Raw genomic sequence first — 12,568 nt, forward strand, 5'->3', positions numbered from 1 at the left:
CCTTGCCCTCGCGAAGTTCATAGCTGTTTCGGACCCATCGCTCGATTTCGGCACTCTGTCCCACACCGCCCAACCGGGAAAGCCCGACTACTTTTGGCCGTTCCGCTTTCAAGCGCTTGAACCATCCATCGAAGCCACCAGGCTCCACGTTGTTCAGATAAGTATCCTTTCCATGATCAAAGCGAATGTATTTGCTGGCGTTCGTTAATCCGGAAAGCACGAGCAGCTCGGTCTGTCCATGCACAAATATCTTATCCTCCGGTTCAAGGTGCGAAACAATTTCCGTGACTTTCTTGTCCTGATCGTCCAACGTAGGGAATCCAACCTGAAACTGGAAAGAATCTGCAACGCTGAGAAAAAATACCACCAGCATTACCGCTGCAAATGCGATAGGGCGGATGCGGAGAGCTGCTTTGTCAAGCCCGAATACGATTAAAACAGCAAAGAAGATCGCGACAAACGGCAGCAGCGGAATAATATCCGGCCCACCTTGTATGTCAACCATGCAGAACAGAACATACACCAGCGTTGAAATCCACAATGCATGATCATACGACCGATCCAGAAAATGTTTTGTGTCTCGCCGGAACAGCCAAAGTTCCCTGACAACTACAAAGGCTAGTCCCACTGCGGCAAGACAGAAGTAATAAGTTTCGCCGGCGTAATGGTAGCTGACCAGGCCAACGAAATGCTGGAGGAAATGTCCCGGCGTATGGGCTTCGCTGGGCCCGTAAACGGTCAAGGTATAGTGAAAGCACCACCGGTAAAACTCCAACAGCGCGCCAGCGATCCAGAAATACAAAAGCAGAATTACGAGTGGAATCGCCGCGCCGATCAGTAACCGGACCACTTTTCTATCGCGCCAGTTCGTCAAATAACGGGAAAAAGCAAGCCCTGCAACGCCGGTAAACAACAGCCCCGGCTGCCAGCTCAATGCAGAAAGCATGCTGAAAACTCCGGCTGTGAGTGGCCGGTCTTTGCGTATGGCCCACAACACCAGAAGCCCGAACAATATCATCAGTGTTTTCGGTTGAACCCCGCTATTGTTGAATAAGCCGAAGGAGTTGAACGTAAGCATAAGCATTGCGGCAAGCAGGCCCGTGCGGCGGCTTTTGAAATAGTCATGAGCTATCAGGAAGGTAAAGCTGGAGGTGAGCATAGCAAGAAAAACGTAAACGGCGCGGATGGCCAGGATGTCACGGACACGGAACGGCTCAGCGAACTTGATTGCCACCGCGCCGATATATGCTGAAAGCGGAGTCTTGATTTCGACGACGTCGCGATAAGGAACGCCGCCGCGGGCGGTCACCTGAGCGACATAATCCCAGACAGACCAGTCGCCGCGCGTGGGTTGTTTCCAGAATTGAAACTGGCAATAAATTACAGCGGCCACTAGCAGCGTGATGACGAACAGGTTGCGCCGGTCGAAGAGACGCGACGAAATTTGCTGATCCATCGAATCAACCTGAACCAATAGGACGAGCCTTAGCTTTCCCGGTGTAGTATCCCAGGAAAATCAGAACCAGCAACCATACGATTGTGTGCCCCAGTGTGAAAACGTATTGCCATGGTGCGGGAAAATGGATCATTCGCGCTGGCAAAACCATTACAATTACAGTTAAGGCCAGTAAAACTCCCGCAATCATATCATTGTTGTTTTCTGTTTGCGGACTGGAGGCGATTCGGAACAGGCAAATCATCGGCAAAAGAATCAATGCATCGTCATACATGTTATGGTACGTCGCGAAACGAGCAACCAGAGCGGTGACAGCTAGAAGCAGCCAAACATCCTTCTTGCGATGAAGATAGATCCAAAAACCCAGCGCAAGCAGAGTGATTGCGGACGCAAGACCCACCCATTGGTCGAGTTCCAGAGTCCCCAGCCAGTTGTGCAAGTTGGCATAGCCTTGCAAAACAACCCACTCTTCGCTACGCGCCAGCCAATCTTTCATTAGAGAAATGAGACCAGCCGCCTGAAAAGACGCCGACACCAGAGTCAATAAAACATATCCTATTACCACCAGAACGGCCGGCCAGAGCGACCCTGGAAGAAAGACAACCAACCAAAAGAAGGGAGCCGTAACATTCGGTTTCACTAAGGCGACCAAAAACAAGCCGGCTGCAAGAAGATGATTTGACCAGGTTGGGGGACCTTTATCTAAAATGAGTGCAACAGTAGTCAATAAAGGAAGCAGATGGAGGATGAGTTGCCCATTTCCGATCGTCACACCCAATGCGTTCATTGATAAAAGGATTAATGCCACAAAGACACGTTCTAACGGATTTCTTGCTCCGCTTTCTCGAATGATCAGACGGCAGAGCCAGATCAGTACGACTATTGTGGTGAGTGCCCAAAAATAACGGGCTGAAGACAAGGACAGCCAGCCGCAGAAGGGCCAATAGATCAGGAAGCTGGCCGGGGGGAAGGTGCTTCTGAGATTCCCATAAACCGGATCACCGGCAAACCAATGTCTTGTACGCCTGAAGAAAACTCTCAGATCAATGGCTCCTGTATAGCCTTGATCCCAGAGCAGTCGCCTGAATTCATCGGAAAGTTTTAGCGCCGCGAGAAAAGTCAACACTACCACTGAAACAAGCAGAATTGTTCTGTTATAACGAGACCACAATTGACGCAATAGACTTCTGGTCCTTCCGGCGCGTTCAGACCTTGAGCAAACTATTATAGACTGAATTAAAAAGTGTCGATGAGCAACAAAGAGCGTGTTTGCGTTTTTCTTATTGCGTTGATGATTCAAGTGCCGCTCATGGTTCTTGCGGGAGTCCGAAACCCAGATCAAATCAACCCTGATGCAATCGCTTATCTGCGCGTGGCCCAGAATTATTTGCATGGCAACTATCACTTCGCAGTGAACGGCTACTGGGGACCGTTATTCAGTTGGCTCACGGTGCCAGTGCTCCCTCTAGTAAACGATCCTGTTACAGCGTTCCGCCTTGTGGATTGGATTAGCGCTGTGATTTTTCTAATAGGTGGGATAAACGTTCTTCAGACATTGCGGTTCGATCGGATCACTGTTGCTGTGGGTGGAATACTGATTGCTTTGTTTTCCATTCAATGGTCCATATTCTTCATCGGACCTGACCTGCTGATGTCCGGATTGCTATTGGTGGCGTTGAGCTACACGCTTGCATCAGACAATGCGGGTACAGGACGCCGTCCTTTTGTGGCGGGACTTTTTTATGGAGCTGCGTACCTGGCGAAGGCTGTGGCCTTGCCGATAGCGCTTTTGTCGATGATCTGCATCGCTACCATCCGTGTGCTGGCAGGCATAACGTCGTTTCGATCAGCATTATACATGGTAGGACGCAGCGCCCTGGGTTTGGCGTTACTTGTAATACCGTGGTTTCTGGTTCTTTCCTTGCATTATGGCAATCCGACGTTTTCAACGAGTGCGCCGCTGAATCATGCTCTGGTTGGTCCTCATAACCCGAATTGGTTCCACCCCTCATCTGCAGTTTTCAATGTGCCCGAGCGGGGCCGGATTACAACCTGGGAAGATCCGACTGTACTCCAGAACCATCCACTGTACGCGCGTTGGTCGCCGTTCAGTAGCTGGAGCAATCTTAAATACCAGATAAAATTAATGTTTGGTAATGCCCGCCTGCAGTTTCACTATCTGAAAGAGTTCGATCGATTTGGATTTGGGATCGTCTCAGCGATTCTGGGATTTCTATTTTTCAGGCCATGGGTCCGGAGTTTTCAAACCCACCCGTGGCGGTTTGGAGGCATCGCAATTGCTTCGATGACATTCATCTATCTACCGGTATACTCGGCTGCGCCCCGTTATTTTCTGGCTTGTTATCCATTTTTATTCGTAGTTACTTTTGGGCTACTAACGGTTTTAGCGGGAGCGATTTACTCTCAGTTCAGAAACAAAGCATCGGACCGGCCGGCATGGATCCGCAAATTTGCCCTAATCTTGACGACCTTACTATTAGGTTACGGCTTGAGCGAGCCACTGAAACGATCTCTTACCACCCGTGGATATGATGAGGCCCCGTATTCTGTCGCAAGAAAAATGGCCAGTTCCCTGCCCTTTCAGGGTCCTGTTGCTGCAGTCGGTGATGGTCGTCGAGTTGCTTTATATCTAGCGTTTCTCACCGAACAACCCTATTACGGAATCAAGCTGGATGTGAATGTCAGCGTTGGCGAACTACACAAGACCGGGGCCGCATTCGTAATCGTAAGCCGCGGTATCCCCACGGACCAAGCCTTGTCTAAGGATCCTTCAGTCCAGTTGTTGGCGCTTCAGGCTCAGGATGATGATGGTGGGCGCGAACGGGTTTACTGTCTGAGATGCGTTAGCATAATGAAGTAGCGCGAGCCGACTATCTCGATTCACCTTCGTCACAATTTTTTCAGCACAAGGATATTTGATTGCCCAGGAGCAAGCCACGTTGAAAACGGATATCGTTTGATTTCCCTGTAATTATTGATTGGCCGAAACGATATAAGATAATCCGCGTTGTCATTTCTCCGCAGAATGGAAAAATTAGCTCTCTTGTCGGCGCTAATACGCGTTCCTTCCTTATACAAGTACCAGCCGTTAAACTCGAATCCGCCTTGTATGCGTTGAGGCGTGATCTGTTCTCGGTCCATCAATTCATGAAGCGCCATCCATCGGGCGCGGTTTGCCGACAGATAATCGTGTGTCGCTCCAACCGTGAATCCCCCATAAAGCAGCACAATGATCACTGCGGAAGTCATCCGGGAAGCACCATTCTGATTTACAAGGTTTCTTTTGCTCAGCAGAATGACCATTGTTACCAGCGGCAACAAGACGATCAGATATCGATCATAAAAACCTCTCCAAGTTCGGCCCATGGCGGTCATAGGAACGGAATAAAGAATAATGGATGACACAACGAAGGTTATAACCCACTTTCTCTCCTGAAAGTCGCTCTGCCGTGTGAAGCCCTCAAGAATGGCTGACAATAAACATTGAAGGATCAATGCGGCGCTCACCACACCTATCGATGTTACAAGCACCCAAAATATTGGCGGAGCGTTGGGCTGAAAGCTGTTACTAAGACCTGCGGGACCAAGACCAAAGTCTACCAACACATTTCCCGCGAGCGGCATCAGTCGATGGATCCAGAACAATATGGGCAAGAGAACAACACAAAGCATGAACGTTCGTAACAGAAATCGGGTTTTCTGTTTCGGAGGGAGCTGATTTAGTTTTGTGGGAACAATCACTACTAATACGGGAAAGAGGAATAATCCTAGATAAACGAGAGCAATTAGCCCAACCTGAAAGAAGTTCCCAATAAAATGTGCGATTCCCAGTGATGCTTCCTGAAATATAGTCCTAATTTGATCTCCGTAAGCGTGCGGTACATTCGCCGTGGCTTGCAACCATTTCTGATAGGATATCTGAATCAGAATTGCCAATGCAGCCGGCCAGAATCCCTTCAACAAAGTTGACTTCCTGATTCCGTTTTTCGTCAAGTATGCACATCCAAATGCTACTGGAATCACAAGTCCCGCCTGGCGAGCCAGGATAGCCAAGTAGGTGATCAACATTCCGATCGTGACTTCAAGAACCGAACCGTACTTCAGCCCGCGCAACAAGAAATAAAATGACAGACTTGTGAAGGCGAAGAATGGCACATCGTTCATAAAGGTATTGGAAAGTTCAAAATAGATGGGGTTGAATGCCAGCACCAAAGAACCGAGCAACGAGAGTTTTGGGCTTGTCTCTACTTCTCGGAGAAGGCCATACGTTGCTATTACCCCCGCCAAACCGAGCGTTAGTGTCGAAAACCGAAGTGCCGTAAAAGAGAAACCAAACGGCAGACAAAACAATGCGCCCCAGAGAATCTGGGAAAATAAATTGGCGGCGGTCCAATCCGGAAGACGAAAGTCCCCTTTTTCTATCAGAATTTGCACAGATCGTCCGTAAGCCCAGTCGTCATTCAAGGGGAAATCCCCGAAAGGATTGACTAGAAGCTCCATGAGAATCCAGACCAGGACAATCGCCAGGATGTTAAGAATGTCGATACGCCGTGGATTCACAAAGATGAAATACGGTCAGGAGAAGATGTTGGCTGCTTCTCGGGATGAACATATCCGATGAATCTTTGCATAGGTATACGTACAAATTCAGGAAGGGTGTGATGCAATGCCGCTAAAAAATAAACAAAAAGCAGTAGGTTCAGAATCTCTCCCGCAATAAAATCATATTTCCATCGGCTCATCCATAACGTCAAGACCATTGCTGTCAAGGCCACAATAGATTCGTTTCGAAACGCTGATTCTTTTCTTATCCACAAAAAAATTTGCGGGAGAGTAAAGATCAGGAAAATGAGTCGGTAATCCCAATTTTCCATAAACACAAACGTACCAATATACAGTCCGGCGCCTAATCGAAATGCATTGATGTGTTGAGTGTCAAGCGATTTTAATCCACTCAACCGAATGTAGAGAAAAGCAACGACTACCAAAAGGAAAGCCAATACAAGAGAAAGCAACGTCAACAACTTGTGATGGAATTCATAGATTGAAGGTGATATTAGATCCGTAAGTATATGAAGGAAATTCAATGCGCCGTAAGACATGTAAGTGGAACGCCTCACTACATTCTGAATTAGAAAGAGGTCGTCTAGCGTATAAACAATATAACCTATAAACGCCGCACTAAAAAGCAGAATGATAACAATCAGGTAATTTCGTCGTTCCTTCAAAACCGCTACGATCGCAAACGCAGGAAAGAGCTTCAGCACAGCGCTCACCAGGATCAAAAGATATCCCAACGCAGAACTAAAGGTATTTCCCCGTAGGCTCAACGCACTGAAGGTCAACAAAATGAAGATGAATAAGTCGGTATTGCCCCTTTCGACGCCTAACATCACCGCGGGTGAAAGCAGTACTGCAGAACAGATAGTGGCTTCGTGCGGTTTCAGTCTTCCTAAAACGACAATAACGGCAATAAAGAAAGACAAACCCAAGCTCCATCCTAGCAATTCTGTGTGACTTTGATTGATGCCCAAAGGAGCAAGGGCCAGCCAGATGCGCGGATAGCTCATCCCCCGTGGCCGGGTTCCCGGATCACAAGGGTTTGATACCAGTACATCAAATCCTTTGCGAGAACATTCCCATCCTGCAACAAGAAAGCGCAGATCATAAAAAGAGGGAGATAAAGTAGATACGCCCAGGTACCGCCAAAATTGGCGGTAATCGGTGAAAAAACTAGATGTGTAAATCGCAGAAAAATAAATCGCTAAAACGAAAAAAAGGTAAACACGACCGTCTAGGGAAGATTGACCAAGTCGTGGAACCGATTCGTCAATCACAAGAGGCAACAAGCATGAATGTCTTATTTTCGCTTTGAAAACACAGACGACGAACGCTCGAAAAACGCTGTCAATACAACAGTAATCATATCATAAAGAAATCTTCGAACACCTTCTCGCCCCATTTTTTCTGGAAGACGCCGATTTTTTTGAGACAAAGCTCCCAGGCTTTTTACAGCAGGGATATCGCCGATCCATCCTGGGGAATCAAGTTAACCGGAAAAGAAGGAAAGAGCGCATTCGGCGCAATTATCGCGCGCGATGATTTGACCAACTTCATCTTTCCCGGAAATCAATTCAGCAGCCTTGGATGGCTTATCCTTATGTTATTATGGAAAAATGTTACAATGGAAAAGAATTGATTTCTATGCTTCGCCAGGCAGGATTTTCTTACGCTTGCACGACAGCATCAATCGCAGGCCAAAAGACAGACAAATTTCGTCTTCCCCGAGTTCACGTTCAAGACTGGAAACGGCGTGGAATTTTCCAGACAGTTATCGGCCTGGTTTGAGTCCCCTTCCTAGATCGTGACAGCTGTCGCTCTCTCCTTCTTTCTCAAGAGACTCAAACGATGGGCAATCTATCTGACGATTACCGTTCTTTTGCTGGCACTCATAGAAGGCATCCTGGCGATCCTTTTTGTGACGCCGGTTCGAAAATACATTACATGCCAGCCTTTGTCTTTCCTTGCGACTCGCTATTACTTAATTCATCGGCGAAACTGTCATGAAATGACTTATGACAGATTCTTAACCTATACGTTAAAGCCAAATCACACCAACCTGTGTCGTGCAACTGAATACGAGAGCTTGATCAAAACGAATTCCATGGGGTTGCGTGATTCGGAAGATGCTTTACGCCGGCCGGAGATCGTCGCGTTGGGTGATTCGTTTACGTTTGGTCAAGGAGTAGATCAACAAAAAGTGTGGCCGAAGATGCTGGAAAGAATCACAGGATACAAGGTGCTCAACGCCGGCGTAAGCTCCTACGGAACGGCCCGCGAGTTGCAATTGCTCAAACGTCTCGACACGTCCAATCTGAAATATCTAATCCTCCAGTATCATTGGACCGATCTGCACGAAAATGAAAGGTACATCAAAAACGGCTTTCAACCGGTTGTAACCATTAGCGAAAAGCGATTCCTGATGTGGACACACATGCTGGATACAGATCGATACTACCCGGGCCGCTTGATTCACGATTCTGCCAGCCTCTACAGGCTGTATTTGACCAAAAAACTTCAACACACAAATGAAACGGAGAAGAAGGATACCGATCGACACGTCAATGCCTTTCTTACGGTATTGAATAAGATTTCGACCCACCCCCAGACAAAACTGGTGATCTTTACCGTAGGCGCAACAAGCTGGTGGCGATCCTCAGGCACAGCCGAGACCATGATGGCGGAATACGATCGCGAAAAAGGATGGCGTGGTTTTATCCCTGAATATTTTCTGGAACAGGTTTCAAAACGCCTTCCAAATTCCACGAATATGCCTGTCGTTCGCGCGGCCCGCGTAGTAAATCCGCTTCCGCTGTTGACTGATGATGCCTACTTCATCGTAGACGACCACATCAATGCCACGGGCCATGCAAAAGTCGCCACGGCGCTCTCAGCGGCATTGTCAAAATAGTGGCTCAAACCACAGCATCTTGCTCCGGTCCAACTGATCTATTTCAACAATCGAATAGCGCGGACAAAGATTTGATCAGGACTTATGAATAGGTTGGATAAGATTCCGGCATGAGGCAAGTGCCATGCGAGCACGTACAAACCGGCGCTCAGCACAAGAAGGACTGTCACCAATTTTCGCTTTTGAACTTCTGTTGTGAGCCTCACAGGGGCAAGCGATAGAAGGACAGCTACTTCGGATATGGCTTGAAGATGCAACAGGCGTCCCCAATCGCTAACAACAAACAGAGGTACGGTTGGTAGTAGCATTACAAGTGCGCCTTTGACTAGCTTCAACTGTCCTCGAACCTCGCGCTGGAAAACGTGGAGTATTACAACCGCAGGGACCCATGACAGTATTGTGGCTAGACTCCATAACAATAAAGCTCTTGGGGAGCTCAGGACGTCGCTTTTCACAAATGCCATTGCATCAAATATCGACCAACCGATCGCGCCGATTCCGGACGAGTCCGAGCAGTTGACTTCTACGCGGCCACGCCATGAGTTGCAAATTGCGGCAGATGTCTGCGCATCTCCGCTGTAAGCAAACATCACAGGGCCCAACAATAATGCCGGAATCAGCGTTACTGCTGTGCGTCGCAATGCATCGCGGCGAGACCCGACGGCAAGGATCATCAGAATCATATGAACGGGAAGAAAGAACCATTGCTGTTCGTGTATGAGAATGTTGATCGTTACCAAAGGTGCTACACAAATGAGCATCAAACGCTGGTAGCCCTTTAGCGTCAGCCTACCCTGCCGGGTTGCCTGAACCATCAGGGCGTGCAGGAGCAGGCCTATAGAAACAAAGATATCCTTTCGCAAAGAGGCGCCTCTGTCGAATACGGGAAACAGTATGATTGCCGGCGACAGAAGAACGACCCAGACAACCAGAGGTCTTGACCATAACGGGCGAAGCAAACCAAAAAGAAGTCCGATCATGAGGAGAGTTAGCACCAAAAAGATTGTGCCAAAAAATGTTGTGGTCGGAAGATCGAACAACGATTGCAATCGAAAAGCGATCTCACCCAGAAGTCCTCGACGTACAAATCCGCCGGCATAATTGATATGGAGTTCGCTCCAGGCCCAGAGCGCGACAGGTGGAAAGTGGCCAGGGGTCACGAGCCGGCTGTTCAATCGCAACACCAGCAGCAGGCTTGCAATCGAAAAAAACGGTAATTCAGCACTGAACCGATACAGATTATGCGAAAGTGTTTTTTGTAAGCTCATTGCAGGTGCGTGAACTGAACCAGTAATTCTCCCACAATTTCCTAACAAGAGAACTTGAGCAAAAATCCCGGAAGTGCACTGACAGAGTGACAACCATTTGGCTTGATCCCGACGGAGAGAGTGATCGATTCAATCATGGTTCGCTGTAGCAATACCACGGTTGGCCCTGCACTGTAGAGAGTACAAAATGCCCAATACGAGCAATGCGCCGATCAGTACATAAGATTGCATAATATTCCAATTGGTGTGAGCCAATGCATTCAAAATGACGAAATGGCCACTTACCAATAAGTAGCTTGCATAGAGCCAAAATTGTTTGAATTTCCAACTGCTATCGCTTGACGCTGCCAGTGGGATCAGCATCGCATAAATGGGCAATAGCATTCCAAAATAATGGTCCCACGCGATGATAGAGGTGATGACGGCAGAAAGGAGGATAATACTGAGATCAATTACATTTCCTTTTTCCCGCGACCGTAGAGGAACGATTAGAGCCGATAAGATGAAGACACAAAAACCGATAATTGATCCCCAATAAACCACAGGATGGGCGGGAGCAAGGTGGTCGCTAAATTCTAGACTGTCTCCATTGCCTAATAGCCTATTTAAGGCGCCGTTGATCGATTGGTTAGGGTAGTATGTTTCTCCTCGCAAACCGATATATGACAGCACCGAGAGAAAGTGAAAGTGTTCGTTCATTCCAAATGAAAGAACAGAAACCAACAAAAAAATAGAAACTGTTGCCAAAAAGGCGAAGACGAAATTCCATTCTTTTCTTAGCAGACCCCAAAAAACAACGGGAAAATAAACTGGCTTTATAAGGCAAGTAATTCCCAATAGAATGCCGCTGATTACTTTTCGCTCGCGTATCCAGCACCATAGCGAAAACGCAGTTGCAAAACTAATCCATGTCTGTATTTGTCCTCGCGTACATCCAAAGATTAGGGGATAGAAGGTAAAGCTCAAACAAAGCATCGCCGCGATTTGAAGAATTTGTTCCCCCTTCAGAGGTTTGGCGGTAGAAGGATCAACATTGTGTGCCAAATTCCAATGAAAAATTCGGATAACAAAATAAGCTGTTAAAAACACAAACCCCCATGTGATCAAGTTTAGAATGTGGATTTCTGAAAGCCCTGCTTTACGCGAGAGATATTCTACGGGACGGAAATGCAACGCACGAATAATTAAGAGCGCAGAAGGAGGATACTGAAACTTGCGCTTCCTCTCCTGGAAGAATACCCGCTCATAAACATTTTCTTGATTCTTATCTTGTATGTATTTGAAAGCCATCTTCATGGGAACCCAGGAGTCAGTTTTCCAGCCACCAAACCGGAAGAATTCGAAGGTGTGATAGATTGAGATTTTTTCGATTGGAGTTGAAAACAGCGCAATCAAAGTGGTAGGCAGTAAAACAATACTTATGAAGGTGAGGAAGACAAGAATTTTCGTTAGACGAGTCATCCTATTTGGCCCTTGATTATAACTTCCTCCTCAACCTCCGGCTATTCGAATCCCTGGTTACAATTGTGTTGGCCAGCGACGGGATTACAGCAGACTCCGCACGAAAAACGTCTTTGATCCAGCATCGTGCCCTTAACAATTTCACCTGTTCGGTATCGCAGCATCAAAATGCTGGATCGACTCGACGCCCCTGCTGTATCCGCTTTCATCTGTCGCGTTATAAAAAATCCGTCAATTGATGTAGCCTAAAGCCTTCAAATTTTCGATTTGATCCGGCGATAAATTATCAAATTCTCTTTGTACACGACGCCCCAGTTCACGATTCAGAATCGCTTCCAGCTGCCGTGCGATCGATGTTTGGCTGGAATAAACATTCACGGATTCAGATGGATCAGTAAGAAGATGATACAACTCGTACGTTCTTTGAGGATCATCGTTGCGGATCAATTCCCATTCATTGTTCCGAACGGAATGCTTGACCTCCGGAAAGAAAATGTTTGAAACAAGCAATTGGTGGGGTGAGTCGAAATGGCCGTTTGCCAGGCCTACGAGGTCGATGGACTTTGGAGCTTGTTTCGATTCCAATTTTGTGGCCTGCAAGATCGTCCGAAAGATATCAGTCAACGCTACTTGTTGAGTAACGACGGTTCTTGGCGCGATCTTTCCTGGATAACGAACAATCATTGGAACTCGAATTACGGGCTGATAAAGACTACTGTGCCCGTAGAAATGTCCGTGTTCGCCGAGATTTTCACCATGGTCGGCTGTAAAAATCAATAAGGACTGATCATACACGCCGTTTTGCTTTAGGAATGCAACAATTCGCCCGATTTGACCATCCACTGTCTCCACTTCGATCCCATACAACTTCTTTTGACGAGGCAAATCTTC

General features: G+C 47.4%; 10 protein-coding genes. 3 read left to right on the forward strand and 7 right to left on the reverse strand.

What is annotated here, in order from left to right:
• Together L0156_08425 and L0156_08430 are read right to left on the reverse strand one after the other, a co-directional pair.
• A partial coding sequence (locus L0156_08425; protein ID MCI0603027.1) for a DolP-mannose mannosyltransferase occupies positions 1-1,456 on the reverse strand: 1,456 nt, incomplete at its 3' end.
• Positions 1,457-1,460: 4 nt separating this feature from the next.
• Positions 1,461-2,579 carry a DUF2029 domain-containing protein gene (locus L0156_08430; protein ID MCI0603028.1) on the reverse strand — a complete coding sequence of 373 codons (1,119 nt, stop codon included), beginning with the start codon at positions 2,577-2,579 and terminating at the stop codon, positions 1,461-1,463.
• A 126-nt stretch (positions 2,580-2,705) separates the two neighbouring features.
• Here L0156_08430 and L0156_08435 point away from each other — a divergent pair, with 126 nt between their 5' ends.
• Positions 2,706-4,337: a hypothetical protein gene (locus L0156_08435; protein MCI0603029.1), complete on the forward strand. Its 1,632-nt coding sequence runs from the start codon at positions 2,706-2,708 to the stop codon at positions 4,335-4,337.
• A gap of 29 nt (positions 4,338-4,366) precedes the next feature.
• On the opposite strand, the gene L0156_08440 is transcribed toward L0156_08435, so the two are convergent.
• Both L0156_08440 and L0156_08445 read right to left on the reverse strand, forming a co-directional pair.
• On the reverse strand, positions 4,367-6,037 hold the full coding sequence (locus L0156_08440) for a glycosyltransferase family 39 protein (GenBank protein MCI0603030.1): 1,671 nt from the start codon (positions 6,035-6,037) through the stop codon (positions 4,367-4,369).
• Positions 6,034-7,314 carry a hypothetical protein gene (locus L0156_08445; protein ID MCI0603031.1) on the reverse strand — a complete coding sequence of 427 codons (1,281 nt, stop codon included), beginning with the start codon at positions 7,312-7,314 and terminating at the stop codon, positions 6,034-6,036. Before L0156_08445 ends, L0156_08440 begins: the two co-directional genes overlap by 4 nt.
• Positions 7,315-7,463: 149 nt before the next feature.
• On the opposite strand from L0156_08445, the gene L0156_08450 reads away from it, so the two are divergent.
• Both L0156_08450 and L0156_08455 read left to right on the forward strand, forming a co-directional pair.
• The gene (locus L0156_08450) at positions 7,464-7,676 is read left to right on the forward strand and encodes a hypothetical protein (protein MCI0603032.1); all 213 of its coding nucleotides are present in this window, start codon (positions 7,464-7,466) and stop codon (positions 7,674-7,676) included.
• Positions 7,677-7,841: 165 nt separating this feature from the next.
• Positions 7,842-8,948, forward strand: coding sequence for a hypothetical protein (locus tag L0156_08455; GenBank protein ID MCI0603033.1), 1,107 nt, complete (start codon positions 7,842-7,844; stop codon positions 8,946-8,948).
• 38 nt (positions 8,949-8,986) lie between these two features.
• On the opposite strand, the gene L0156_08460 is transcribed toward L0156_08455, so the two are convergent.
• From L0156_08460 to L0156_08470, 3 genes are all read right to left on the reverse strand, one after another.
• Positions 8,987-10,216 (reverse strand): hypothetical protein, encoded by a 1,230-nt coding sequence (locus tag L0156_08460; protein ID MCI0603034.1) that lies wholly within the window; start codon positions 10,214-10,216, stop codon positions 8,987-8,989.
• Between the two features lie 129 nt (positions 10,217-10,345).
• Entirely contained in the window at positions 10,346-11,677 is a 1,332-nt protein-coding gene (locus L0156_08465) for a DUF2029 domain-containing protein (GenBank protein ID MCI0603035.1), read from the reverse strand.
• A 231-nt stretch (positions 11,678-11,908) separates the two neighbouring features.
• Positions 11,909-12,568, reverse strand: a 660-nt coding sequence (locus L0156_08470; protein ID MCI0603036.1) for a sulfatase-like hydrolase/transferase, incomplete at its 5' end; no start/stop codon positions are given.

Source organism: bacterium (assembly GCA_022616075.1).
GTDB lineage: Bacteria > Acidobacteriota > HRBIN11 > JAKEFK01 > JAKEFK01 > JAKEFK01.